This window comes from Streptomyces sp. NPDC055966 (assembly GCF_042269865.1).
Lineage (GTDB): Bacteria > Actinomycetota > Actinomycetes > Streptomycetales > Streptomycetaceae > Streptomyces.
This window is the reverse complement of sequence record NZ_JBHJYK010000002.1, coordinates 318,600-343,233: the sequence shown is the minus strand read 5'-3', so window position 1 is coordinate 343,233 and position 24,634 is coordinate 318,600. Positions and strand designations below refer to the sequence as shown.

General features: G+C 72.3%; 19 protein-coding genes and 1 pseudogene. 16 read left to right on the top strand and 4 right to left on the bottom strand.

The window, feature by feature from the left end:
* Nucleotides 1–11 precede the first annotated feature (11 nt).
* The 3 genes from ACFC8N_RS05815 (at nucleotide 12) to ACFC8N_RS05805 (ending at nucleotide 3,743) form a co-directional block, all read left to right on the top strand.
* Nucleotides 12–779: a thioesterase domain-containing protein gene (locus tag ACFC8N_RS05815; RefSeq protein ID WP_356021956.1), complete on the top strand. Its 768-nt coding sequence runs from the start codon at nucleotides 12–14 to the stop codon at nucleotides 777–779.
* Between the two features lie 169 nt (nucleotides 780–948).
* The gene (locus ACFC8N_RS05810; RefSeq protein WP_376286776.1) at nucleotides 949–2,418 is read left to right on the top strand and encodes an MFS transporter; all 1,470 of its coding nucleotides are present in this window, start codon (nucleotides 949–951) and stop codon (nucleotides 2,416–2,418) included.
* A 143-nt stretch (nucleotides 2,419–2,561) separates the two neighbouring features.
* On the top strand, nucleotides 2,562–3,743 hold the full coding sequence (locus ACFC8N_RS05805) for a cytochrome P450 (protein ID WP_362821614.1): 1,182 nt from the start codon (nucleotides 2,562–2,564) through the stop codon (nucleotides 3,741–3,743).
* A gap of 82 nt (nucleotides 3,744–3,825) precedes the next feature.
* Here the strand turns inward: ACFC8N_RS05805 and ACFC8N_RS05800 are convergent, their stop codons facing one another.
* Entirely contained in the window at nucleotides 3,826–4,707 is an 882-nt protein-coding gene (locus tag ACFC8N_RS05800; protein ID WP_376286772.1) for a maleylpyruvate isomerase N-terminal domain-containing protein, read from the bottom strand.
* A 229-nt stretch (nucleotides 4,708–4,936) separates the two neighbouring features.
* On the opposite strand from ACFC8N_RS05800, the gene ACFC8N_RS05795 reads away from it, so the two are divergent.
* The 3 genes from ACFC8N_RS05795 to ACFC8N_RS05785 all read left to right on the top strand — a co-directional run bounded on the left by ACFC8N_RS05795 (nucleotide 4,937) and on the right by ACFC8N_RS05785 (nucleotide 7,980).
* The gene (locus ACFC8N_RS05795) at nucleotides 4,937–5,899 is read left to right on the top strand and encodes a diacylglycerol kinase family protein (RefSeq protein ID WP_356021659.1); all 963 of its coding nucleotides are present in this window, start codon (nucleotides 4,937–4,939) and stop codon (nucleotides 5,897–5,899) included.
* A 49-nt stretch (nucleotides 5,900–5,948) separates the two neighbouring features.
* A complete protein-coding gene (locus tag ACFC8N_RS05790; RefSeq protein WP_356021661.1) occupies nucleotides 5,949–6,317 on the top strand; it encodes a nuclear transport factor 2 family protein in 369 nt (122 codons plus the stop codon).
* Between the two features lie 94 nt (nucleotides 6,318–6,411).
* Nucleotides 6,412–7,980 (top strand): MmgE/PrpD family protein, encoded by a 1,569-nt coding sequence (locus ACFC8N_RS05785; RefSeq protein ID WP_356021663.1) that lies wholly within the window; start codon nucleotides 6,412–6,414, stop codon nucleotides 7,978–7,980.
* A gap of 23 nt (nucleotides 7,981–8,003) precedes the next feature.
* Here ACFC8N_RS05785 and ACFC8N_RS05780 read toward each other — a convergent pair whose 3' ends face one another.
* Nucleotides 8,004–8,792 carry a GntR family transcriptional regulator gene (locus ACFC8N_RS05780; protein ID WP_356021665.1) on the bottom strand — a complete coding sequence of 263 codons (789 nt, stop codon included), beginning with the start codon at nucleotides 8,790–8,792 and terminating at the stop codon, nucleotides 8,004–8,006.
* A 313-nt stretch (nucleotides 8,793–9,105) separates the two neighbouring features.
* Here ACFC8N_RS05780 and ACFC8N_RS05775 point away from each other — a divergent pair, with 313 nt between their 5' ends.
* From ACFC8N_RS05775 to ACFC8N_RS05730, 10 genes and pseudogenes are all read left to right on the top strand, one after another.
* Nucleotides 9,106–10,383: an extracellular solute-binding protein gene (locus ACFC8N_RS05775; protein ID WP_376286767.1), complete on the top strand. Its 1,278-nt coding sequence runs from the start codon at nucleotides 9,106–9,108 to the stop codon at nucleotides 10,381–10,383.
* A gap of 82 nt (nucleotides 10,384–10,465) precedes the next feature.
* Complete coding sequence (locus ACFC8N_RS05770; RefSeq protein ID WP_362821612.1) at nucleotides 10,466–11,464, top strand: sugar ABC transporter permease; 999 nt, start codon at nucleotides 10,466–10,468, stop codon at nucleotides 11,462–11,464.
* Complete coding sequence (locus ACFC8N_RS05765) at nucleotides 11,461–12,291, top strand: carbohydrate ABC transporter permease (RefSeq protein ID WP_362821611.1); 831 nt, start codon at nucleotides 11,461–11,463, stop codon at nucleotides 12,289–12,291. The genes ACFC8N_RS05770 and ACFC8N_RS05765 overlap by 4 nt, the downstream gene beginning before the upstream one ends.
* Before the next feature lie 8 nt (nucleotides 12,292–12,299).
* Entirely contained in the window at nucleotides 12,300–13,799 is a 1,500-nt protein-coding gene (locus ACFC8N_RS05760) for a glycoside hydrolase family 3 protein (protein ID WP_376286763.1), read from the top strand.
* A 120-nt stretch (nucleotides 13,800–13,919) separates the two neighbouring features.
* On the top strand, nucleotides 13,920–14,954 hold the full coding sequence (locus tag ACFC8N_RS05755) for a phytanoyl-CoA dioxygenase family protein (RefSeq protein WP_376286760.1): 1,035 nt from the start codon (nucleotides 13,920–13,922) through the stop codon (nucleotides 14,952–14,954).
* Nucleotides 14,951–16,240, top strand: a complete 1,290-nt coding sequence (locus ACFC8N_RS05750) for a DUF6271 family protein (protein ID WP_376286757.1) — start codon at nucleotides 14,951–14,953, stop codon at nucleotides 16,238–16,240. The genes ACFC8N_RS05755 and ACFC8N_RS05750 overlap by 4 nt, the downstream gene beginning before the upstream one ends.
* On the top strand, nucleotides 16,237–17,430 hold the full coding sequence (locus ACFC8N_RS05745; protein ID WP_376286754.1) for a type III PLP-dependent enzyme: 1,194 nt from the start codon (nucleotides 16,237–16,239) through the stop codon (nucleotides 17,428–17,430). The genes ACFC8N_RS05750 and ACFC8N_RS05745 overlap by 4 nt, the downstream gene beginning before the upstream one ends.
* A 1-nt stretch (nucleotide 17,431) precedes the next feature.
* Nucleotides 17,432–17,935, top strand: coding sequence for a GNAT family N-acetyltransferase (locus ACFC8N_RS05740; protein ID WP_356021680.1), 504 nt, complete (start codon nucleotides 17,432–17,434; stop codon nucleotides 17,933–17,935).
* Nucleotides 17,893–19,128, top strand: a pseudogene (locus ACFC8N_RS05735) (MFS transporter); the annotation flags it as partial. The gene ACFC8N_RS05740 and the pseudogene ACFC8N_RS05735, both read left to right, overlap by 43 nt.
* 157 nt (nucleotides 19,129–19,285) lie before the next feature.
* Nucleotides 19,286–20,863: a multicopper oxidase family protein gene (locus ACFC8N_RS05730; RefSeq protein WP_376286749.1), complete on the top strand. Its 1,578-nt coding sequence runs from the start codon at nucleotides 19,286–19,288 to the stop codon at nucleotides 20,861–20,863.
* Nucleotides 20,864–20,883: 20 nt separating this feature from the next.
* Here ACFC8N_RS05730 and ACFC8N_RS05725 read toward each other — a convergent pair whose 3' ends face one another.
* Together ACFC8N_RS05725 and ACFC8N_RS05720 are read right to left on the bottom strand one after the other, a co-directional pair.
* The gene (locus ACFC8N_RS05725) at nucleotides 20,884–21,987 is read right to left on the bottom strand and encodes a sugar ABC transporter substrate-binding protein (protein ID WP_376286747.1); all 1,104 of its coding nucleotides are present in this window, start codon (nucleotides 21,985–21,987) and stop codon (nucleotides 20,884–20,886) included.
* On the bottom strand, nucleotides 21,984–24,515 hold the full coding sequence (locus ACFC8N_RS05720) for a SpoIIE family protein phosphatase (protein WP_376286744.1): 2,532 nt from the start codon (nucleotides 24,513–24,515) through the stop codon (nucleotides 21,984–21,986). Before ACFC8N_RS05720 ends, ACFC8N_RS05725 begins: the two co-directional genes overlap by 4 nt.
* Nucleotides 24,516–24,634: the final 119 nt, after the last annotated feature.

Sequence of the window (24,634 nt, the reverse complement as noted above, 5' to 3'; positions counted from 1 at the left end):
CGGGCAGTCAGATGTCCAGCGAGGGCCACTGGTTCCACCCCGTGGAGCCCTCGCCCGACGCCTCGATCCGGCTGTTCCTGCTGCCCCACGCGGGCAGCGGCGCCATCATCTACCGCGACTGGGAACGCCTGCTCCCGCCGGACATCGCCGCACAGGCCGTCACCCTGCCCGGCCGGCACAACCGCCGCGAGGAGGAGACGTACGAGGACTTCTGGCCGCTGCTGGACGCCCTGCACGAGGCGGTGCTGAACGACCTGGACGAGCGGCCGTTCGCCTTCTTCGGGCACTGCCTCGGCGCCCAGCTGGCGTTCCGGCTGGCGATCCGCATGGAGGAGGAGGGCGGCCCGGCCCCCGTCATGGTCGGCATGTCCGGCTGGTCGCCCGTCGGCTTCTTCAAGCCGACCGAGGAGCAGAGCCGGATGCCGGAGCCCGAACTCATCGAATGGATCAAGAAGTTGGGCTCCTTCCCGGCCGAGGTCTACGACAACCCCGAGATGCTCGCCCTGGTCGTGCCCGCGCTGCGCGCCGACCTCAGGGTCGCCGGGGACTACGACGACGACGGCGCCGGCGTCAGCTGCCCGCTCGCCTCCTACGGCGGGCGCAGCGACCCGCTCCAGGAGGCCCCGGACGCCATGTCCCACTGGGCCGGCCGCACCCCCCGGTACCTCGGGCACAACGAGTACGAGGGCGGCCACTTCTACATCGACACCCACGCCCAGGCCGTCACCGCGCACTTCGCGCACCGGCTCCAGCGGCTGACCGCCGGACCGGTGGGCTGACCGCCGCGGCCACCGGGTGCCGAGGTCCGCGTCAGCGCCGTGTCAGCGGGGCGCGGGACAGTGCTCGGAAGGACTGTCGCACCGAGTGCCGTCCCGTGCCCCGGCACGCCGTGCGGACACCCGCCGGCACGCCCCCCACCAGCACAGAAACGACCTAGGAGGGTCGTCCATGACCACCGAAGCGGAACTGACCGGCAGCGCGGCCTCGGCCGCCCCGCCACCGGACATCGAGGAGGGCGGAGGCAAGCCCGCCTGGGGTGCACTCCTGGTGGTGCTGGCCGGCCTCTTCATCGCCAACGTCGACTTCTTCATCGTCAACGTCGCCATCCCCTCGCTCCAACGCGACATGCACGCGACCAGCGCCGAGATCCAGCTGGTCGCCGCGACCTTCAACATCGGCCTGTCCGCCATGCTCATCACCGGCGGCCGGCTCGGCGACCTCTTCGGCCGCCGCAAGGTGTTCTCGATCGGCCTGGCCCTGTTCACGCTCTCCTCGCTGGCCTGCGGCATCGCCCCGAACATGGCCGAGCTGATCGTGGCGCGCGCGGTGCAGGGCGCCGCGGCGGCCCTCGTCATCCCGCAGGTGCTCGGCATCCTGACCACGGCCTACACGGGCAAGGCCCGGGTCGCCGCGTTCAACGCCTACGGCATCACGATGGGCGCCTCGGCCGTGTTCGGTCAGCTGATCGGCGGTCTGCTGATCAAGGCCGACATCTTCGGCTGGGACTGGCGGACCATCTTCCTGATCAACGCCCCGATCGGCGCCGTCGTCCTGCTGCTCACCCCGAAGACGGTGCCCGAGTCCCGGGCCGAGGGCCGCACCGGCCTCGACTGGACCGGCGTGATCCTGGTGACCGCCGGCCTCACCGCCATCGTGCTGCCGCTGGTCCAGGGCCGCGAGCAGGGCTGGCCGACCTGGACCTGGGAGTGCCTGATCGCGGCGGTGCCGCTGCTGGCCGCGTTCTGGTGGACCCAGCGTCGCAAGGCCGCCCGCGACAAGTCGCCGCTGGTCCACCCGAGCCTGTTCGAGGACCGGGCGTTCGGCGTGGGCGTGGTCTCCCTGCTGGTGTTCTTCGCCGCGATGGCCTCCTTCTTCCTGGTCCTCGCGCTCTACCTCCAGGAGGGCCGCGGGCTGTCCGCGCTCCGCTCCGGGCTGCTGTTCATCCCGCTCGGCCTCGGCTTCTTCATCGGCTCCGCGCAGTCGCCGAAGGTCGCGGCCAGGCTCGGCAGGCAGGTCCTGACCATCGGCGCGCTGATCCAGGCGGTCGGCAACGTGGCCCTCGCCGTGACCGCGTGGGAGCTGGACGGCAGCGGTTCCGTGGTCTGGTGCATTCCGGCCATGGTGGTCGCCGGCTTCGGCATGGGCTTCGTCATCGCCCCGCTCGCCTCCCTGGTCCTGGAAGGCGTGGCCCCGCACCACGCGGCCGCCGCCTCCGGGGTGTTCTCCACCGCACAGGAGATGGGCAACGCCATCGGCATCGCGGTGATCGGCGTCGTCTTCTTCGGCGTCGTCGGCCACGGTACCGGCGCCCACCCCTACGCCCACGCCTTCGGCACGAGCCTGCTGGTGCAGGCCGGGATCTGCGCGGTGGTGGCCGCCCTGGTCCAGCTGCTGCCCGGCCGGGCGAAGGCCTCCTGAGCCGGGCGAACAGCGCCGGCCACACCCGACGGGCACGCGGACACCACTCCGCGTGCCCGTCAGCCGTACATCAGAATCCGGTCAGCCCCCTTCGTCAACATGGCCGAAACATCGCCGTTCCTGCCACACCGCCGGAGGACTCCATGTCAGAACTCCCCGCCTGGCCCATGCCCCGCTCCTGCCCCTACACACCGCCCGACGCCTACGCGGAGCTGAGAGAACGGCCCCCGCTGCGCGTGCGGATCCGCGGCGGTGAGGCCTGGCTGGTGACCCGGCACGCGGACGTCCGCCAGGTGCTGGGCGACCACCGGTTCAGCGCCGACGACCAGCAGCCCGGCTTCCCCATCCGGATCCAGCTGCCGCCCGAACCCGGCGTGATGTCCTTCAGCCGCATGGACGACCCCGAGCACGGCCGGCTGCGCCGGATGGCGCTGACCGAGTTCACCGCCCGCCGTACCCGCGCCCTGCGCCCCGAGGTCGAACTGCTCGTCGCGCGGCTGCTGGACGAGGTCGAACAGGGCCCCAACCCGGTGGACCTGGTGCGGAGCTTCGCGCTCCGGCTGCCCTCGCTGGTGATCGCCCGGATGCTCGGCGTCCCTGAGCAGGACGAGGCGGACTTCACCGAGCAGAGCCAGGTCATCCTCTCCCAGGAGGCCGGTCCCGAGGAGACGTACGCCGCCTTCGTCGAGATGACGCGGTTCCTGGACCGCCTGGCCGCGCAGCGCACCGCCGAGCCGCGCGACGACCTGATCAGCCGCCTGGCCACGCGGTACGTGGCGGCCGGCGAGCTGACGCACGCGGACCTCGTCGCGATGGCCCGCTTCTTCCTCGTCGCCGGGCACGAGACCACCGCCCACCAGATCAGCCTCAGCGTCCTGAGCCTGCTGCGCGACCCGGCCCAACTGGCCGAACTCCGCGCCGATCCCGCCCTGTACCGGCCGGCGGTCGAGGAGCTGCTGCGCTACTGGTCCATCTCGCAGGACAACCAGGTCCGCGCGGCCGTGGACGACGTCGAGCTGAGCGGGGCGACGATCCGCAAGGGGGACGGTGTGATCGTCGCGATCCCCGCCGCCAACCACGACGAGTCGGTCTACCCCGGCGCCGGCCGCGTCGACATCCGCCGTAACGCCTCGGGCCACCTCGCCTTCGGCTTCGGCGCGCACCTGTGCCCCGGTGCCTCGCTGGCCCGGATGGAGCTGGAGGTGTGCCTGAGCGCCCTCTTCGCCCGCTTCCCCACGCTGCGCCTGGCCGTGCCGCCCGAGGAGGTCCGCTTCCGCGAGAACACGATCGTCTACGGCCTGGAGGAACTGCCCGTCACCTGGTGACGCCCGCCGACGCCGAAGGACCCGGGTCCGCCGAGGGAGAGCTCGGCGGACCCGGGTCCTTCGCCGTACCGGTGACCGGGGCTCAGGAGACGGCGTGGCTCAGCCAGAAGTCCAGCAGCTCACGATCGCCGCGGACCGTCACCCGCGGGCTCCCCGGCCGCAGCCGCCCCTTGACCACCAGCAGCAGATCCGCGGGCGCGGCGACCACGGTGGCGTCCGCCCGCGTGCCGGCCGGGATCTCCCGGGTCACCTCGACGCCCCCCGCGGCGCAGGTGACCAGCCAGCTCGACGGGCCGTACGCCGACTCCCGCGTCGAGCGGAAGCACAGCGTCTGTCCGCCGCGGGGCACCTCGGCGAACAGCGGCGACAGGAACGGCCTCGCCTCGGGCACCCCGAAGGCGGCCAGACAGAAGTCCACGCAGTCCAGCGCGACCTCCGCGGCCGGTGTGAACGGCAGACCGGCCATGCCGTACACGTCGGCCCGGTGCACGGCCGTCTCGAACACCGCCCAGCGGGGCCAGAACTCCTTGTTCTGCCTGCCGTGCGGGGCCCACACCGGCACCTCGGGGCCCACCCCGTCGATCGCCTCGACGAGCCGGTCCGCGCCCTCGACGACGAACCGTGCGCGCAGCTCCGGGTCGGCGAGCCGGCCCTCCAGGGCCCCGCCCCGGGCACCGAGCTCGGCCACCCGCTCGGTCCAGCTCCTGTCCTCGTCCGGGGCGCCGGACGGGTCGCCGCCGGGCAGGATGAACTCGGTGCTGCGCGTGGCCAGGATCGTGGTCGCCCAGTCGTGGCCCTGGCGCACATGCCGGACCAGGTCGCCCAGCGTCCACCCCGGGCAGGCCGGGACGGGCTCGGACAGCGGTATCGCCCGGGCGGCCCCGGCGAACCGGGCCGCCTCACGGCGCAGTTCGGCGGTGTACCTGCCGGGGGGCAGGGCCGCCGGACGGGTCGGCGCGGTCATGGGCATCACTCCTTTCGCGGTGTATGCGGAAATCGGTGCGTCGCGGCGAGAGTTGCCGCCAACGCACCGATTCGTCCATTCGAGACCCCGGACCTGACCGGACACTGACGCGACCGGTGCCGCCCGGAGCGGTGTCAGCCGCGCGTCAGCGCCGGATCAGCCGTGCTTGGCAGAGTCGTGGATGGCCGGTCCACCGCCGGTGCGTCCGACGGGAAGGAGCACGCCCGACATGGCAGAGACCGCAGCCCCGGCCCCCACCCGGGCACTCGTCCTGGGCAACCCCGCCTCCGGCAGCCACTCGCCCGAACTGGTCGAGGAGGTACGCCAGTTGTGCGCCTCCTGCCTGGAGCACACCGAGGTGCACCTCACCACCGGACCGGGCGATGCCACGGCCGCCGTGCGCCGGGCCCTGGGGCGGCCGGCCGACGCCGCCCCGGGCGCGCCCGACCTGATCGTCGTCATCGGCGGGGACGGCACCGTCCGCGAGGCCGTACAGGGACTCGTGCCCACCGCCACGCACGCCGCCCTCGCGGTCGTGCCCGGCGGCACCGGCAACTCCGGCTACAAGATGCTGTGGGGCGAGCGGCCCTGGAGCGAGTCGCTGAAGGCGATCCTGACCGACACCGGCGTCGGCGGCAGCGTCCGGCTGCGCCGCCTCGACCTGGCCCGTCTCGCCGAGACCCGCAACTACGTGTACCTCGGCGCCTGTTCGGGCGTGATCGCCGACGCGCTGCTCACCGCCAGGGAGCTGCCGCTGAGGGGCCGGGAGCGCTACGCCCGCGCCTACGCCGACACGGCCGCCGGCTACCCGCCGTACCCGGGCCGGGTGACGGTCGACGGCCGGGTGGTGCACGAGGGCCCCACGGTCCTCGCCAACGTCGGCGGGGGCCGCTACCGCGGCGGCCGGTTCCTGGTGCTGCCCGACTCGCTGCTGGACGACGGACTGCTGGACGTCTGTGTCATCGGCGGCGGCGTCCCGGCGGACCAGGTGCCCGAACTGACCCTGAACGCCGCCCACATGGACCATCCGGCGACCGTCTACGCCCGCGGGCGCACGATCACCGTCGAGCGCACCGACGGCCGCCGCCTCCCGCTGGAGCACGACGGCGAGTACCAGCCCGGAATCGGCAGCGCGGCCACCTTCGAGGTGCTCCCCGGAGCCCTCCCGGTGTGGGCGCCCGCCACCCCCTGAACCACCTGTCCGAGAACCGAAGTTGCACACCACGAAGGAGATCGCCCGCATGAGCGACCTGACCACCACCGTCACCCGCTACCTCGACATCTGGAACGAGGCGGACGCCGACAAGCGCGCCGCGGCCATCGCCGAGCTGTTCACCGCCGACGCCCCGTACATCGACCCGCTCGCCGCGGTCGAGGGCCACGAGGGCTTCGGGGCCGTGGTGGCCGGTGCCCGCGAGCAGTTCCAGGGCCTCGCCTTCGAACTGCACGGCACCGTCGACGCCCACCACAACCAGGCCCGCTTCCAGTGGGGCCTGGTGACCGAGCCGGGCGCCGAGCCGGTCGCCATCGGCTTCGACGTCCTCGTCACCGACGACGCCGGCCGGATCAAGGGCGTCTACGGCTTCCTCGACAAGGTCCCGGCCGCGTAACACCGCCCACGCACGTCCGACCCTGCGGGAGCACCGGGACCGTCGGTGCTCCCGCAGCCGTGTCCCCCCTCGACGCACGGAAGGTGTATCCGCCATGACCGCCGTCCTCGCGGAGAGCGTCGCCCGGGCGCTGTGCGCCGACTGGGGCGAGCCGTACGGCAGCCCGTCCCGGGCCGGCCGCCGCCGCGCCCCCGCCGACACCCCGCTGCGCGAACTCTCGCACTGGGCCGCGACGCTGCGCCCGAGCGACATCCCGTGCCGGGTCCTGAAACTGGCCGCGAGCCAGGTGCTCTCCCAGGTCGCCTCCATCCGCGCCGGCCTGCAACACCCGCTCGGCAGACGGCTGGTGGCCGCCTTCGGGCACCCCATGCAGCGCGATCCGCGCCAGGCGGCCGGGGTGTTCGCCGCGCTCGGCTCCTGGCTCAACCTGGACGACACCGCGTACGCCGGGCACCTGTCGAACTCCACGGTCGCCGTGCCGCTCGCCTTCGCCTACGCCCGCCGGCTGGACGGGCTGTCGCTGCTGACCGCGGTGGTCGCGGCCAACGAGTGCGCGGCCCGGATCACCGCCTCCGCGACCCTCGGTCCGCTGCGCGGCCAGAGCGCCGTGCACACCCACCTCGCCGGGGCGGTCGCCGGACGGCTGCACTGCGACCGGGCCCCGGCGACGCTCTTCGAGAACGCCTTCGGACTGGCCTTCGCGATGCCCAACTGGCCGCTGATGCGCGCCTTCCTCGCCAGCGACGCCCGGCTGTTCAACACCTTCACCCCGGTGCGCACCGCGATGGACGCCTGCGACGCCGCGTACGCGGGGCTGCGCGGGGCGCCCGACATCATCGAGCACAGCGACGGCTTCCTCGCCCGGTTCGCGACCGTGCCGCTGCCGCAGGCCGTGGCCAAGGGGCTCGGCCGCCGCTGGCACACGGACACCCTCTCGTTCAAGATGCACCCGGGCGGCCCCGGCATCGACGCCGCCGTGGACTGCGCGGCCGAGATCCACAGGGAACTCGGCGCACTGCGGCCGCAGGACGTGGCCGAGGTCGTCGTCGAGGCCTCCCTGTACACCCTGTTCGCGGGGGAGCGGGCCGCCCGCTACGTCACCGGCCCCGGCTCCCCGCTGGGCGCGCTGGTCCTCGACGTGCCGTACCCCGTCGCGACCACGCTGCTCACCGGCGGCTTCGGCGTGGACGACTTCTCCTCGCCGCACCTCGACGACCCCGACCGCTGGGCGCTGGCCAAGCGGATCCAACTGCGCCACGACACCGACATGACCCGCGAACTCTTCCTGTCCGACGCGCCGTTCGGCGAGGCGGTGCGCGAGGCCGGCGAGCTGGCCGTGCCCTGGCTGCGCGGCTTCGGCGGGGACGAACTGGTCGACCTGGTGGGCGCGTTGGAGGCCGACGGCCGGGACTTCTCCCGCTCCACCAAGGCGACCGGCGCCCGGGTCACCGTACGGCTGACGGACGGCCGTACGCTCTCGCGCACCCGGCTGATCCCGGTCGGCGCGGCCGGCCCCGAGACCCGGGCGGCCCACTCCGACCTGGTGCGCGAGAAGTTCCTGTCGGTGGGCGGCGCCCAGGAGGTCGCCGACACCGTGGACCGCCTGCACCGCATGCGCCCGCGCGCGGTACGCCGCTGGATCGAGACGGCGTTCCTGGACTGACGGCCGGTGGTTCCGCGGCCGCCTCAGGAGCGCCGTAGGACCGTCGTCTCCTCCGCCGGACGGCTCAGCGCGGCGACGAACTTGTACCGCGACCCCCGGTACACCGAGCGCACCCACTCCACCGGGGTGCCCTGCGCGTCCCGGGAATGCCGGGACAGCAGCAGCATCGGCAGCCCCACGTCCGTGGCGAGCAACTGCGCCTCGCGCGGGGTGGACAGCGAGGTCTCGATGGTCTCGTCGGCCTCGGCGAGACGGACGCCGTACACCTCGGCGAGCGCCGTGTAGAGCGAGGGCCGGTCCGCGAGCGTGCGGCGCAGTCCGGGGAAGCGCCGGGCGGACAGATGGGTCGTCTCGATCGCCATCGGGGCGCCGCTCGCCAGCCGCAGCCGCTCGATGCGCAGCACCCGCTCGCCGAGCCCGATGCCGAGCAGCCCCGCGAGCTGTTCGTCCGCCGGGATCTCCCCGATGTCCAGCATCCGCGAGGCCGGGGTGAGTCCCTGGGCGCGCATGTCCTCGGTGTGCGAGGTCAGCCGGAGCGTGCGGTACAGCTTGGGCTGGGCGACGAAGGTGCCCTTGCCCTGGATCCGGTCGAGGCGGCCCTCGCCCACGAGTTCCGTGAGCGCCTGCCGGATCGTGGTGCGTGAGGTGTCGAACCGGACGGCCAGCAGCCGTTCCGCGGGCATGGCCGAGCCGGGCTGCAACGCCTCGGTCATGGCGAGGAGTTGCTGCTTGATCCGGTAGTACTTCGGCACGCGCGCGGTGCGGCCGGGCGCCCCTTCGTACGGCTGGGCGCTGCTGACGTCGGTGGTCATGCCTGCCTTCCCGGCTGTGTCGACGGTCTCCCGTTATAGCGGTCGACTGCCCTATGGTCTAGTCCAACGGTCCGGTGTCGCGGAGGGCCGGGACGAAGGGGGCGGATGCGGACGGACGCCCTCCGGTGACGTTCTCGTAACGGCCGGAATCGGCTTCCTGGACCACCCTTGACACCCCGAAAGGTCTAGGCCAAGCTCCACCCTACTGGTCTACACCATTAGTGGCCAGGTCCCGAGCCCTGTGTGCACCAGCGTCGTACGCAGATCACCGCCGAGGGCGTGGGGGGCAAGTGGCATCCCTGAGGAGGGTGGCGTGAAGCGCAAGCTCGCTGCCGCGATCACGATCGCGGGCATGATGGTCTCCGTTGCGGCGTGTGGCGGGAACAGCAAGGACGACTCCAAGGACGCGGGACCGAGCAGCTGGAAGGGCCAGACGCTCACCGTCTGGACCATGGACGGCTCGGCGCCGCCGCAGTGGACCAAGGACGTACAGGCCGCCTTCGAGAAGCAGACCGGCGCCAAGGTGAACTTCCAGATCCAGAAGTGGGACGGGATCCAGCAGAAGATCACCACCGCCCTCTCCGAGAACACCCCGCCGGACGTCCTGGAGGTCGGCAACACCCAGACCCCCGCCTACGCGGCCACCGGCGGCCTCGCCGACCTCGCCGACGTCAAGAAGGAGATAGGCGCCGACTGGACGCCGTCGGTCTCGCAGTCCTCCGTCTACGAAGGCAAGCAGTACGCCGCCCCCTGGTACTTCGCCAACCGCGTCGTCATCTACAACAAGGCGATCTGGGCCAAGGCGGGCATCACCACCACCCCGAAGACCCGCGACGAGTTCTTCAAGGACCTGGAGGCCATCGGCAAGAAGACCGACGCCGAGCCCCTCTACCTGCCCGGCCAGAACTGGTACTTCCTCGACGGCCTCATCATCGGCCAGGGCGGCGAGCTGGTCACCAAGCAGGGCGGCAAGTACGTCTCCAACCTCGCCGACCCCAAGGTCGCCGCGGCCATGGAGCTCTACAAGAAGTACGCCTCCTACTCCAAGGCCCCCAAGGACAAGGACGAGGCGACCCCGCAGCAGGCCCAGGTCTTCGCCAAGGGCAAGACCGGCGCGTTCATCGGCATGGGCTGGGAGGCCGCCACCGCCATTCAGGCCAACAAGGCCATCGAGAAGGACCTCGGCTACTTCACCATCCCGGGCGCCAGTGCCGACAAGCCCGAGGGCGTCTTCCTCGGCGGCTCCAACCTGGCCGTCGCCCAGAACAGCAAGCACCAGTCCCTGGCCAAGGAGTTCCTGAAGGTCGCCCTGTCCGACCAGTACGAGGGCGAACTGGCCAAGCTCAGCGGCATCGTGCCGAACAAGGCGTCCCTGTCGAGCAACGTCAAGGGCAACCCCGCCGCCGAGGCCGCCGCCCCCGCCGCGGCCGGCGGTGGCACCACCCCGCTCATCCCCGAGTGGGCCGCGGTGGAGAACACCCCGAACCCGATCAAGTCGTACATGACCTCGGTCCTGAACGGCAAGGACCCCGCGGCGGCCGCCAAGGACGTCGAGTCCGAGATCAACAAGCGCCTGGCCCAGCAGAACTGAGCAGTCCCGGGGGCGCCCGCACCCGGCGCCCCCGGCGCAGTCGTTCGTACGGCCGGTTCGGCCACGGAAGAGATGACAACTCATGTCAGTGCAGACCGAAGGCACGGACACGGCCGGGGAGCCCGCTGTCCGAAAGGCCCGGACGGCCGGGCCGCCGACGGGTGAGGACCGCGGCTCCCGGTCCCCGTCCCGCCGCGGCGCCGCCGCCCCCTATCTGCTCCTGCTGCCGGCGCTGCTGGCCACCCTGGTCCTGCTCGGCTGGCCCCTGGTGAAGAACGGCATGCTGTCGTTCCAGAACCTCAACCCGCGCCAGCTCATCCAGCACCTCACCGAGTGGAACGGGACCGACAACTACAAAGAGGTCCTGACCGGTTCGGACTTCTGGCACGTCGTCGAGCGCTCGGTGGTCTTCACCGCGATCAACGTCGTCCTGATCATGGTGCTCGGCACCCTGACCGGACTGCTGCTCGCCCGCCTCGGCAAGCGGATGCGGCTGCTGCTCCTGATCGGCCTCGTCCTCGCCTGGGCCATGCCGATCCTCGCGGCCACCACCGTCTACCAGTGGCTGTTCGCCCAGCGCTTCGGCGTCGTCAACTGGGTGCTGGACAAGCTGGGCTGGCACTCCATGGCCGGCTACAACTGGTTCGGCACCCAGACCTCCACCTTCTCCGTGATCATCCTGCTGATCGTCTGGCAGTCGATCCCCTTCGTGGCGATCAACCTCTACGCCGCCACCACCACGATCCCCGGGGAGCTGTACGAGGCCGCGTCCCTGGACGGCGCCGGCGCCTGGAAGAGCTTCACCTCGGTGACCTTCCCGTTCCTGCGGCCCTTCCTCTACTCCACGACCTTCCTCGAAGTCATCTGGGTCTTCAAGGCGTTCGCGCAGGTCTTCGCGATCAACGAGGGCGGCCCCGACCACCTCACCGAGACCCTGCCGATCTACGCCTTCGTCCAGGGCGTCGGCAACCAGCACTTCGGCGTCGGCGCGGCCATCTCCTTCCTGACCGTCCTGGTGCTGCTCGTCCTGACCTCGTACTACCTGCGCATGGTCCTCAAGCAAGAGGAGGACGAGCTGTGAAGCGCTCGCTCTTCGGCCGTATCTGGCCCAACGCGACCGCCGTCGTCCTCTTCGCCGGCCTCGTGTTCCCCGTCTACTGGATGTTCGCCACGGCCTTCAAACCGACCGGCGACATCATCTCCGAGAACCCCGTGTGGTTCCCGACGCACCTCACCTTCAGCCACTTCCAGAAGGCCGTCGACGCGGACAACTTCTGGACGCTGGTCGGCAACTCCGTGACGGTGACCGTCTGTTCGGTGCTGATCTCCCTCGTCATCGCCCTGTTCGCCGCCTTCGCCCTCGCCCGGCTGCGGTTCAAGGGCCGGCGCGCCTTCATCGTGACGTTCATGCTGGCGCAGATGGCCCCCTGGGAGGTCATGATCATCGCCATCTACATGATCGTCCGCGACGCCGACATGCTGGACAGCCTCGTCCCGCTGACGGCCTTCTACACCGTCATGGTGCTGCCCCTGACCGTCCTGACGCTGCGCGGCTACGTCGCCGCCGTGCCGAAGGAGCTGGAGGAGTCCGCGATGGTCGACGGCTGCACCCGCACCCAGGCCTTCGTCAAGGTCATCTTCCCGCTGCTCGCGCCCGGTCTGATGGCGACCTCGCTGTTCGGCTTCATCACCGCCTGGAACGAGTTCCCGCTCGTCCTGATCCTCAACAAGGCCAACGACAAGCAGACCCTGCCGCTGTGGCTGTCGCAGTTCCAGACCGCCTTCGGCGACGACTGGGGCGCCACCATGGCCGCCTCGTCCCTGTTCGCGCTGCCCATCCTGATCCTCTTCATCTTCCTGCAACGCAAGGCTGTCAGCGGTCTGACCGACGGCGCCGTGAAGGGATGACCCCGCCGATGACCACACTCGCCACCGGCCCTGACACCCTCACCCGGGACGCCCTCGCGGTGCTGCAACCGGGGTTCGACGGCACCACCGCGCCCGACTGGGTGCGCCGCCGCCTCGGCGAGGGCCTCGCCTCCGTCGCCCTGTTCGGCCGCAACGTCGTCACCGAGGAGCAGGTCACCGCGCTCACCGGGCAACTGCGCGCCGAACGGGACGACCTGCTCGTCGCCATCGACGAGGAGAGCGGCGACGTCACCCGCCTCGATGTGCGCACCGGCTCCTCCTTCCCCGGCAACCACGCCCTCGGCGCCGTCGACGACCCCGACCTCACCCGGGCCGTCTCCCGCGAGCTCGGCCGGCGCCTCGCCGCCTGCGGCGTCAACTTCGACTGGGCGCCCTCCGCCGACGTCAACGCCAACGCCGACAACCCCGTCATCGGCGTGCGCTCCTTCGGCGCGAGCACCGGCCTGGTCGCCCGGCACACCGCCGCCTGGGTCGAGGGCCTGCAGTCCACCGGCGTCGCCGCCTGCACCAAGCACTTCCCCGGCCACGGCGACACCAACGTCGACTCCCACCACGCCGTACCCCGCATCGACGTCGACGCCGAGACCCTGTACGCCCGCGAACTGCCCCCGTTCCGCGCGGCCATCGCCGCCGGCACCCGCGCGATCATGAGCGCGCACATCCTCGTCCCGGCCCTCGACCCCGACCGGCCGGGCACCCTCTCCTCGCGCATCCTCACCGACCTGCTGCGCGACGAACTCGGCTACCGGGGCCTGATCGTCACCGACGGCATGGAGATGCGCGCGATCTCCGGCACCTACGGCCTGGAGCACGGCGTCGTCCTCGCCATCGCGGCCGGCGCCGACGCCATCTGCGTCGGCGGCGGCCTGTGCGACGAGGGCACCGTCCTCGGCCTGCGGGACGCGCTCGTGGCCGCCGTGCGCTCCGGCGAACTGCCCGAGGAACGGCTCGCCGACGCCGCCGCCCGGGTGCGCGACCTCGCCCGCTGGACCGCCGAGGCCCGCACGGCCGGACCGGCCACCGCACCCGACCCCGCGATCGGCCTGATCGCCGCCCGCCGCGCGCTGCGCGTGACCCGCACCGGCGCCGTCGCACCGCTCGACACCCCGGTGCACGTCGCCCAGTTCGAGCCCGCCCGCAACATCGCCGTCGGCGACCAGACCCCCTGGGGCCCGGCGACCGAACTGCGCCGCCTGCTGCCCGGCACCACCACCGGCACCACCACCGGCTCCCGCACCGGCGACGCCGCCGCCGCGCAGGTCCTCGCCGCCGCCGACGGCCGCCGCATCGTCGCCGTCGTCCGCGACGAACACCGGCACCCCTGGATGGGCGCCGCCCTCGACACCCTGCTCGCCGCCCGCCCCGACACGATCGTCGTGGAGATGGGCCTGCCCCAGGCCGCCCCCCGCGGCGCCCTGCACATCGCCACCTACGGCGCCGCCCGCGTCTGCGGCGTGGCGGCGGCCGAGGCCGTCGTCGCCGGCTGACCGAAGCGGCCACCGCCGGCCGCCCGCACCCCCGCGGGCGGCCCGCTCGATCGTGCTCTTCTCCCGGATCTCAACCGCACGTGCTCGCACTCGTTCGACCTTGTTTTCCAGAGGAATCGCATGCAGACGCCCCACCCCTTCCTCCACCGCGCCGCCTCCCCGCGCCCCTACTTCAGCGCCGACGGCGAGACCTACCTCGCCCCGACCCCCCTGCGCGACCTGAAGAAGTCCCAGCCCCTGCGGGTGCTCTCCGAAGACGACTTCGCCTTCTGGCAGACGTACGGCTACGTCGTCGTCCGCGAGGCCATCACCCCCGGCGAGGCCAAACAACTCCTCGACTTCGCCTGGCAGTTCCAGGGCCTGGACCCCGACGACCCCGAGTCCTGGTACGAGGAGCCGGAGTTCCGCTCCGAACTCGACCAGCACCTGTTCATCTACGGCTTCGTGGAGGCGTACCACCACCAGCTCCTCTGGGACAGCCGCCAGAGCCGTCGGGTCCACGACGCCTTCGCGGACGTCTGGGACTGCGAGGAGCTGTGGGTCACCCTCGACCGGCTCAACCTCAACCCGCCCAACGTCCGCGCCCGTTCCCGCTCCCTGATCGAGCCCACCGACGAGGGCTTCGACATCGAGCTGCACTGGGACGTCGACACCACCCTCGCCGTACTGCCCCAGCGCGTCCAGGGCATCATCGCCCTCAACGACACACGGCCCGAACTCGGCGGCTTCCAGTGCGCCCCGGAGCTCTTCCGCCGCTTCGAGGAGTGGCGCCTCGCCCAGCCACCGGGCCGCGACCCCGTCCGCCCCGGCACCGACCGGGCCGAGTTCCCGGTGATCCGCCCCGACCTCCAGGCCGGTGACCTCCTGATCTTTAACGGGCTGCTGGCGCACGGCGTCGCACCGAACCGCTCTGACAACGCTGTCCGAGCCGTCCAGTACCTGTCGATGATGCCCGCCCTGGAGGAGCACACCACCCTGCGCGACTCCCGCGTCGACTCCTGGCGCACCCTCGCGACCCCGGACTGGAACGCCACCCTCCTCGGCGACGCCCGCACCCCCGAGGCCCACCGCTACGGCCCCGCCACCCTCGCCCCCCTGGGCAGAAGACTCCTCGGCCTGGACTCCTGGACCACCCCGGCGGAAGAGGCACCGTGAACCGCGTCTGCCTCTGCCTGCCCACGAACCGCCCCTGCCCCGCCACCATCGCCGCTCTCCACCAGGAAGCCGGCTACGCGGCCGAGCGTTTCGACGCCGACGTCCAGCTGCTGATCCTCGACTCCTCCGACGCACACACCCGCGCCGCACACACCCGGGTCGTCGCCGGACTGCCCCCGACGGCCGGCGTCACCGTCCACCACCTCGACGAGGACGCCCAGCGGGCCTTCCTGCTCCGGACGATCGAGCGCGCGGGCCTGCCCGATCGCGACCGGCTGCTCGGCCTGCTGCTCCCGCCCGCCGTCTCCTACGGCGCCTGCACCGACCGCGCCTTCCTGCTCGCCGCCGCCCTCGGCTGCACCTCGCTGCACCGCAGGGACTCCGACAGCGCCTACCAACGCCACGCCGGGCAACCGGTGTTCCCCGTCCACCACGAGCTGCCGTTCCTGGGCCGGCCCGCCCAGGAGGCCACCGCCACGGTCACCCGCACCGCCCTCACCCCGGACCGTTTGTCCCGCCCTGTCTCCCTCGCCGGAGCCTCCTTCATCGGCGAACTCTCCGTCGACATCGCGGAGATACGCTGCGCGGACGAGGGCGTCTACCACGACGTGGTGAGCCTGTGGGCACCAGGCGGCTGGCCCGAGGAACGCAAAAAGGCCCTGGTGGAGGAGTCCTTCACGGGTGCGGGCACGACCCCCTTCACCGCCGACCTCTCCACCCTCACCGTGGTCGACCCGATGCGCGTCGACATGTGCAACGTCGCCTTCGACCGGGACATCTACGAACGCGTCCCGCTGCCGCCCGCCACCGACACCATCGGCAGCGACTACTTCCTCCTCCACCTCGTCCACGACGCCGGCCTGCCCGGCATCCTGCACAACCGCCACATCGAGAACTTCCACACCCCCGAACGCCGCACCGACACCGGCTTCCCGGCCTACCAGCGCCGCTTCGTCAAGTTCCTGCTCTCCATGCTGTACTTCCACGACGTCTACGACCGCATGACCGACGCGGGCGACACCCTGCTGGACACCGGCCACCGTGTGCGCCCCGACCGGATCGTGGAGTTCCTGCGCGCGAGCACCGGACTGGACCGCGCGGAGAACGTCTGGCGCCTGGACAGGGTGGACACGGCGTACCGGAAGCTCGGCGGCCGCTACGCCGGATTCGCCGACCAACTCGCTGGCGAGCGCGACCGGTTGCTGGACGAGGCCGAGGCGGACATCGAGTCCTTCGCCCACCTGATCGAGGCCTGGCCGGCGCTGATCAAGGCGGCCACTCCGTGAACGCCCCGCACCCGAGCGACGCTCTCACCACCTCGCTCGCCGGCGCCGACACCGACCGCATCGTCTACGACCTCACCGGCATCGAGCACCAATACGACGTCCTGGCAGGGGAGCTGCCGGACGCCCGCATCAGCTTCGCCCTGAAGGCGTGCCCCGAGGACGAGGTCCTGCGTGCCCTCGCGGAACGCGGCGCCGGCTTCGACGCCGCAAGCCCTGCCGAGATCGCGCAAGCACTCCGCACCGGCGTCACCCCCGCCCGCATCCACTACGGCAACACCGTCAAGTCCGACCACGACATCGTCGAGGCCCACCGCCTGGGTGTCCGCACGTTCGCCACCGACAGCGTCGAGGACGTCCGGGCCATCGCCCGGCACGCCCCCGGTTCCCGGGTGTTCTGCCGCCTCGCCACCAGCGGTGAGGGCGCCCTGTGGGGCCTGAGCCGCAAGTTCGGCTGCGCCCCCGACGACGCCGTCCGCGTGCTGGAGACGGCCCGCGCGGCCGGACTCGTCCCGGCCGGCCTGTCCGTGCACGTCGGCTCCCAGCAGATGACCTGCGAGGCCTGGCAGCAGGCCCTCGACACCCTCGCCGGGACCATGGCCGCCCTGGCCGGGCGCGGGATCGTACCCGACCACGTCAACCTCGGCGGCGGCCTGCCCGCGCTCGGCTACCAGGACCGCCACGGCAACTCCCTCGACCCGCCCCTCGACAAGATCCTCACCGTGCTCCGCGAGGGCATGGACCGCCTGCGGGGCCTCACCCCCGCCCCGCTCGCCTTCGTCCTGGAGCCGGGCCGCCACCTGGTCGCCGACCACGGCGCCGTCCGCGCCCATGTCTCCCGGCTGACCCGCCGCCGGCAGCCGGACGGCACGGACGCCTACTGGCTCTATCTGAGCTGCGGCAAGTTCAACGGCCTCTACGAGATGGACCAGTTGACACACCGGATGGTCTTCCCCGGCCACCCGGACGAGCGGGAGCACGTCCACGCGGTCGTCGCCGGGCCCACCTGCGACAGCGACGACGCCTACGGCGACGGCCGCCACCCGGTGCGCGTCCCCGCCTCCCTCACCTCCGGCGACCCGGTCTGGATCCTGTCCGCCGGCGCCTACGCCACCAGCTACATGACCCAGGGCTTCAACGGCATCCGCCCGCTGCCCTGTGTCTGCGTCCGCGGCCAGGAAGGACACGACTGACATGCGAGACCTCATACGGGAGGTCACCGACGCCGACTGGCCCCAGGTGGCGGCCCTGGAGGCCGAGGCGTACGCGGGCACCTCGCTCACCGAGGGCGAGGCCGCGCTGCGGTCCCGGGCCGCCGCCGGCACCTGCCTCGTCCTGGACCGGGGCGGCCGGGTCACGGGCTACGTCCTGGCCCTGCCGTACCCGAGATTCCACTACCCCGACCTGGGGCGCCCCGAGGACACGGTCGCCTGCGCCGCCAACCTCCATCTGCACGACATCGTCATCGCGGCACCCCAGCGCCGACGAGGGCTTGGCACACGCCTCGTCCGCCACCTGACGGACGTGGCCCGGGCCCGCGGCTTCGCGACGATGTCGCTGATCGCGGTCGACGGCAAGGAGCCCTTCTGGCGGTCCAACGGCTACCGCCCCCACCCCGAGGCGAGCCCGCCCGCCGGCTACGGCAGCGGCGCGGTCTACATGTCGGCCCGGCTGACCGCACTGCGGGAGGCGAGCTGATGACGGCCCCCTCCTTCCCGCGCGCCAAGGGGTCCATCGCCGCGCTCTTCTGCTTCCTCGGCTTCCAGTACGGCACCTGGGTCTCGCGCCTGCCCGCGCTGAAGACCCGCCTGGACCTCGGCGCCGGGGAGGTGGGCCTGCTGCTGATGGCCTGCGGGGCCGGGGCGGCGGCCTCCTTCCCGCTGGTCGCCGCCCTGATGCGACGCCTCGGCTCCCGGCGCCTGTCGCTCGCCTCGGCCGCGTGCCTGATCGCCGTCCTGGCCGCGCTGTCGGCCGTACCGGACTACCCGCTGGCCCTGCTCGCCGTCTGCGCGGACGGGGTCCTGGTCGGCTGCCTCAACGTCGCCATGAACGCCCAGGGCGCGGCGCTGGAGAAGACGTACGGGCGCACCGCGATGTCCCAGCTGCACGCCACCTTCAGCGCGGGCCTGCTCGCCGCCGCCCTGCTGGCCTCGGGCGTGACCACGCTGACGGCGTCCGTCCCGGCCCATTTCGCCGTCGCCGGTGCCCTGTTGCTGCTCCTGCTCGCCGTCGCCCGCCCCGCCCTGCTGCGCCACACGGACCCGGCGGCGCCCAACGAGCCGAAAAAGAAGGGCCGTTGGACCCTGCCCTCGGCGACCACGCTCCTCATGGGATGCGCGATGGCCTTCGGCACGATCACCGAGGGCGCCATGAACGACTGGTCGACCCTCTATCTGAAGGACGTCGTCCGGGCGTCCGCGACGGTCGCGCCCCTGGGCATCGCGGTCGTCTCCGTGATGATGCTGCTGGCCCGGGTGTGCGCGGACCGCTGGCGCACCCGCTGGGGCGACGGCCGGGTGGTCCGGGCCGGCAGCGCCGTCGCCGCAGCCGGCCTGGCCGTCGCCCTGGCGGCCGGGGGAGTGGTCCCCACCCTCCTCGGCTTCGCCTGCGTCGGCCTCGGTGCCGCCGCCGTCACCCCGTGCGTCTACGTCGCCGCCGCCGGCCACGGTTCGGACGCGCTGGCCCTGGTCGCCGCGATGGGCACCACGGGCCTGCTGGCCGGGCCCGCCCTGATCGGCTTCGTCGCGAGCGCGGCGAACCTGACCCTGGGCATGGCGGTGGTCGCCGCCTCCGCGCTCACCGTCACCCTGACGGCGTTCCGCATCCCCTGGCGCACCCGGGAACCCGCCCCGGGGGAGGGAGAGAACCAGCCCCCGGTCGCGGTGCCGTAGCGGCTCCAAGGGGGTGTCCGGAGGGGGCATCGCGCTGGTGTGGCGTTCCCCGCGGGGACCGGCGTGGCCGTTTACGCTCGCACTCGGACCGATCGTGCTGGTCGGAGCAGAGTCGGGGCCGGGCGCCGCACGGACGAACACCGGGAGGGCAGCGCGGGTGACGTCACGTCGACGATTCCTCGGGGTGACGGCCGGGGTCACCACCGGCCTCACCGTACCCGCCGGTTCGGCGGCGTACGCGAAGCGGTCGGGTGAGCGCAGGGGCACCGTCCTGGCCAGCGCGATCCGCCCGCCCCGGCGGTTCGCGGTGCCCCTGCCCGTACCGCCGCGCGCCCGCCCCGCGCGGACGACCGGCGGCATCGACGTCTACGACATCAGGCAGTGCGAGGGGTCCGTGGAGATCGTCCCCGGGCTGAGGACGACCGTCTGGGGCTACGACGGCATCTTCCCCGGCCCCACCTTCACCGCCCGGTCCGGCCGGGGGATGGAGGTACGGGTCCGCAACCAGCTGTCCGTGCCCACCTCCCTGCACCTGCACGGGGGTGTCACCCCGCCGCACTCCGACGGCTACCCGACGGATGTGCTCGTGCCCGCGCGATGCGGCGCCGCGCTCAAGGCAGGGGAGGTGACGCACGGCGGCATGGGCGGGGTGCACGCCCCCGCCGTCGACTGGAGGGTCTCGCAGGGCCACAGGACGTACACGTACCCGATGGACCAGCGGGCGGCCACGCTCTGGTACCACGACCACCGCATGGACTTCAGTGCCCCGCAGGTCTGGCGTGGGCTGGCCGGGATGTTCCTCGTCCACGACCGGGAGGAGGACGGGCTTCCGCTGCCCGGGGGCGAGCGGGACATCCCGCTGATGATCTGCGACCGTTCCTTCGAGGAGGACGGCTCCTTCCGGTATCCCGGCCACTCGCCGACCTGCACCGGCACTCCTGGCGTCCAGGGCGCGTACATGGACGGCGTGCTCGGCGACGTACAGCTGGTCAACGGTGCCCCCTGGCCACAGGCGGAGGTCTCCGCGAGCCGCCACCGCCTGCGCCTGCTGAACGCCTCCAACGCCCGCCGCTACCACCTGGTGCTGCGGCGGGAGGACGGCGGCAGGCTCCCCTTCACACAGATCGGGGCCGATGGCGGCCTGCTGGCCGCGCCCCAGCGCCTTGGCGGCATCCCCATGGCGCCGGCCGAGCGCTTCGACGTGGTCGTGGACTTCACGGACTGCCCGGTGGGCAGTGCGGTCACCCTGGTCAACACCCTGGCGAACGGCCGTATGCGCCAGGTCATGCGGTTCCGGATCGCCCGCAAGGAGAAGGACCCGAGCCACGTCCCGGCCCGCCTCTCGCGCTTCACGGCCCTGCGTCCGGCGTCCGCCGTCGCCACCCGGCACTTCGACTTCCGCCGCTCCGGCGCCGTGTGGACCATCAACGGCCGCCCTTTCAGCACCTCGGAGTTCCTGGCCCGCCCGCGCCTGGGCACCGTCGAACGCTGGCGCTTCACCAGCGACCGCCACCACCCCGTGCATCTGCACATGGCCCACTTCCAGGTCCTGTCGCGCGGCGGGCGGGCGCCCGAGCCCACCGACGCGGGCTGGAAGGACACGGTGGACGTCCGCCCGCACGAGGCCGTGGAGGTGCTGGTCCGCTTCCGCGGCTACCGGGGCCGGTACATGCTGCACTGCCACAACCTGGAGCACGAGGACATGGCGATGATGGCCAACTACCAGGTGGTGTGAGGAGCACGCTCCCCGCCCGTCTACGGAGTCAGCCCTGCCTTCGCGCAAGCGGCCCGCAGCGGCGGTGTGCAGATCTGGGCGACGGTGTACACACCGTCCTTGACGAGGGTCTGCTTGATGTCGGCGGTTGTCACGGCGACCGGGGTGAGGAGCACGGACGGGATGCGGCGGGTGGTGGGGCTGTCGGTCGTCGTCGTGGCGATGGCGTGCAGCTTCTCGCCGCGGCCCAGGGCGACAGCCATGGCAGCGGCTGCTTCGGCTTCCGCGCGGAAGGACTTGTACACCGTCATGGACTGCTCGCCGCTGACGATGCGCTGCACCGCGTCGAGGTCGGCGTCCTGGCCGGTGACCGGTGGAAGGGGACTGACGTGGGCGCTCTTGAGCGCGGAGATGACGCCTGCGGCCATGGCGTCGTTGGCGGCCAGGACGCCGTCGATCCGGCCCGGGCCCAGGGCCGAGATGGCGGCGGACATGTTGGCGTTCGCGTTGTTCGTGCTCCAGCCCAGGGTGTCGTAGGAACGGCCGATCCTCACCCTGCCCCGCAGGACGGACAGTGCACCCCTCTTGTACGACGCGGCGTTGGGGCTGGTCGGGTCGCCGTTCAACATGACGATGGTCCCGCCCTTGGCCGCGGCGTGCATGGCCTTGAGGAGAGCCTGGCCCTGCAGCGTGCCGACCTTTACGCCGTCGAAGCTGACGTAGCCCGAGATCGGGCCGTCGGCGAGCCTGTCGTAGGCGACGACGGGGACGCCCGCGTTGCGCGCCTCCTGGACGGAAGAGCGCTGCGCCCTGTTGTCGGTGGCGCCGAGGATGAGGACCCTGACTCCCTTGGTGATCATGGCGATCATCTGTTGCCGCTGGGCCGTCGAGTCGTCGTCGGCGTTGCCGTAGATGACGTTGCAGTGCGGGCAGAGCTGTTTCACCCGTTGCTCGATCAGCGGCCTGTCGGAGTGCTCCCAGCGTGGCACCACCCGGCTCGGCAGCAGCAGGCCGACGGTGAAGCTCTCCGTGGTGGCTGTCCCCGCTCCTGTGCAGGCGGCCGAGGGCATGGCCAGCAGGCCCGCGACAAGCGCGCCGACGACATACCGCGTACGGGGCGTCGCGAGTCGCCTACGACACATCATGATCGGCCCCCGTCCTCGGCGCCTGGTTCTGCGCCCACCGAAGCCGGTTCACGACGCGGTACCGCTATCTCGCTGCACACCTGCTTGCCGCCGGCCACGGGCACCGTGCCGAAGGACTCCGACATCGCCTCGACCAGGAGCAGACCCCGGCCGCCGGTCGACTCCCAGTCCACGATCACGGGCCTGGCGGGCGCCCGCGGAGAGGAGTCGCTCACGCAGACACGCACCCGGTCCCCGCGCAGCATCAGGTCGAGACGGACCGGGCCCTGGGTGTGCACCAGGGCGTTGGTGACGAGTTCGGACACCACCAGCAGCACCGGGTCGGTGGCTTCTTCGACCTTCCAGCGGCGCAGCGTGCGCGCGGTGAACCGGCGGGCGTGCATGACGGCGTCGGGCAGCCGCCACACCACCCAGCCCGACCGGATCGGCCGGGTCTTCATGCCGTCGTAGCGCAGCAGCAACAGCGCCACGTCGTCCTCGCGGCGGCCGACGTCGCCCAGCAGGTCGTCGGCCACCCGCCCGGGATCCGACGGGTCGGCCGCGGCGAGGGTGGCGCGCGTGCGGCGCATGCCCTCGTCCAGGGACAGGTCGACGGCCTCGATCAGCCCGTCGGTGACCAGCGCGAGCATCGTTCCGGGCGCCAGTGCCACCGCGGTCATCGGGAAGTCCGCGTCCATGGAAATGCCCAGCGGAAGGCCGCCCTCGATCTCGACCTCCTCGGTGCTGCCGTCGGGATGCCGCAGCAGCGGTGCGACGTGCCCGGCCCGGACGAACAGGACGTCGCCCTCGTCCATGTCCAGTTCGGCGTAGCAGCAGGTGGCGAAGAGATCCGTCTCCATACCGACAAGGAGGCGGTTGGCGTGCGAGACGACCACGTCGGGCGGGTGGCCCTCCACCGCGTACGCCCGGACCGCGGTACGCATCTGGCCCATGATCGTCGCGGCTGCGGCGCTGTGGCCCTGCACGTCGCCGATGACCAGCGCCACCCGGTCCTCGGAGAGAGCGATCACGTCGTACCAGTCGCCGCCCACCTGCAGTCCCCGCCGAGCGGGCAGATAGCGGGCGACGGCGATCCCGCCGGGAAGCTCGGGCAGACGTCGCGGCAGCAGGCTGCGCTGCAGCATCGTCGCGAGTTCCTGTTCGGCGTCATAGGCGTGGGCGCGGGTGAGGGCCTGGCCGGCCAGCGAGGCGGTGGCGGTCAGCAGCGAACGCTCCTCGGGGACGAACTCGTGCGGCCGGTCCCAGCCGATCAGGCACACGCCGACGACCCGGCCCCGTGCGGGCAGCGGCAGGACGGCAAGGCCTCCGGGGCCGATGCCGTCGAGTCCCGCTTCGAAGGCTGTGCCTGTCGGCCACAGGTCCATACGTCCGTCTCGCAGAGCCATCTGCAGGGTGGGCAGGGCACCGAGGGGCGCGTCGGGCCACTCCGAACGCCACTGGAGACGCCATGTCTGCGGCCAGGCGCCGGGCTGCGGCGGGTCGAGCAGGGTGACCTGGAGCCGTTCGTGCTGCAGTTCGGCGAACGCCACCCGGTCGGCGCTCAGGGGTTCGCGCAGGGCGGTGACCACCACGTGGCTGACCTCGCGCACGGTGGTGGCCTTGTCGAGTGCGGCGGTCAACCACTGGATCCGGGAGACGTCGTCGGCGCCCCGGTGCAGGACCGAGGTCGCCGTCACCACGCCCAGCACCCGCTCCGGCCGGTCGTCGGCAGCCGCCGCCACGCGGCACCTCAGGCTCAGCCAGCGCATCCCACCGGTGGGGCAGCGGACGCGGAAGTCCAGTTCCCGTCGGCCGGACGTCTGGGTGGACGGCTCCAGCACCGACATCAGCGCGTGCAGGTCTTCCGGCAGTGCGTGCGCGAGCAGGGAGTCCGCCTTGCCGTCGAAGTCGTCCGGCCTGATGCCGACCAGTTCGCGCAGCGTCTCGTCCGCGTCGATCACACCGGTTTCCGGCACCAGGACGAAGGAGCCGACGCGCATGCGGCGCAGTGCGGAACCCAAGGGTGCCGGCGGCGTCCCTCCCCCGGCCCCGGCCTCCAGCACTGCGGCGACCGCGTCGGCATAGCGCTCCAGGAAGCGCTGCTGCCCGGCTTCGAAGCCGTTCTCACCGGCGCCCACGACGACGAGGCAGCCGAGCCGCCTGCCCTCGGCGCCGAGGGGCAGCGCACCGAGCGATGTCAGGGCCCGCGGCGGCGCCGGACATCCCTCGGGGTAGGCGGCGAGTGCCGCGGGGGTCAGCCACACGGGGTGGAGGGCGCGGAAGGCGTGGGCCGCGGGCGAGCCGCCGGACAGGGCCAGACGCTCCGGCAGCCGGTACTCGGCGGGGGCGCATCCGGCCGAGTCCACCGACCGAAGGTCGTCAGAGCCTGCGCCGGGCACATAGAGCACTGCCAGCTCTGCTCCGGCGAACGTCAGGGCGCGGACGCTCACGGGGATCTCCGACCCCGGTGGTGAGCTGGTGTCCGCGACGCCGGCCTCGGCTGTCCCCGGCTGCGAGAGTCCGCCCCCGGCACTGCCGTCGTGAGGCATGTCCGCTTCTACCTCCCGTCCGTGCCGGGGTACCGACCGGCCATCGCCCGGGCACTCCCTTTACCAGAATCGCACAGAGGGATGAACCGGACAGATCGACGTCGTGTCGACTGCGCGGC

What these genes read in the sequence shown, in the direction of transcription:
- ACFC8N_RS05815 (WP_356021956.1), top strand. Translation starts at nt 12, where the DNA reads ATGTCCAGCGAGGGCCACTGGTTCCACCCCGTGGAGCCCTCGCCCGAC.
- ACFC8N_RS05810 (WP_376286776.1), top strand. Translation starts at nt 949, where the DNA reads ATGACCACCGAAGCGGAACTGACCGGCAGCGCGGCCTCGGCCGCCCCG.
- ACFC8N_RS05805 (WP_362821614.1), top strand. Translation starts at nt 2,562, where the DNA reads ATGTCAGAACTCCCCGCCTGGCCCATGCCCCGCTCCTGCCCCTACACA.
- ACFC8N_RS05800 (WP_376286772.1), bottom strand. Translation starts at nt 4,707, where the DNA reads ATGACCGCGCCGACCCGTCCGGCGGCCCTGCCCCCCGGCAGGTACACC.
- ACFC8N_RS05795 (WP_356021659.1), top strand. Translation starts at nt 4,937, where the DNA reads ATGGCAGAGACCGCAGCCCCGGCCCCCACCCGGGCACTCGTCCTGGGC.
- ACFC8N_RS05790 (WP_356021661.1), top strand. Translation starts at nt 5,949, where the DNA reads ATGAGCGACCTGACCACCACCGTCACCCGCTACCTCGACATCTGGAAC.
- ACFC8N_RS05785 (WP_356021663.1), top strand. Translation starts at nt 6,412, where the DNA reads ATGACCGCCGTCCTCGCGGAGAGCGTCGCCCGGGCGCTGTGCGCCGAC.
- ACFC8N_RS05780 (WP_356021665.1), bottom strand. Translation starts at nt 8,792, where the DNA reads ATGACCACCGACGTCAGCAGCGCCCAGCCGTACGAAGGGGCGCCCGGC.
- ACFC8N_RS05770 (WP_362821612.1), top strand. Translation starts at nt 10,466, where the DNA reads ATGTCAGTGCAGACCGAAGGCACGGACACGGCCGGGGAGCCCGCTGTC.
- ACFC8N_RS05760 (WP_376286763.1), top strand. Translation starts at nt 12,300, where the DNA reads ATGACCACACTCGCCACCGGCCCTGACACCCTCACCCGGGACGCCCTC.
- ACFC8N_RS05755 (WP_376286760.1), top strand. Translation starts at nt 13,920, where the DNA reads ATGCAGACGCCCCACCCCTTCCTCCACCGCGCCGCCTCCCCGCGCCCC.
- ACFC8N_RS05740 (WP_356021680.1), top strand. Translation starts at nt 17,432, where the DNA reads ATGCGAGACCTCATACGGGAGGTCACCGACGCCGACTGGCCCCAGGTG.
- ACFC8N_RS05725 (WP_376286747.1), bottom strand. Translation starts at nt 21,987, where the DNA reads ATGATGTGTCGTAGGCGACTCGCGACGCCCCGTACGCGGTATGTCGTC.
- ACFC8N_RS05720 (WP_376286744.1), bottom strand. Translation starts at nt 24,515, where the DNA reads ATGCCTCACGACGGCAGTGCCGGGGGCGGACTCTCGCAGCCGGGGACA.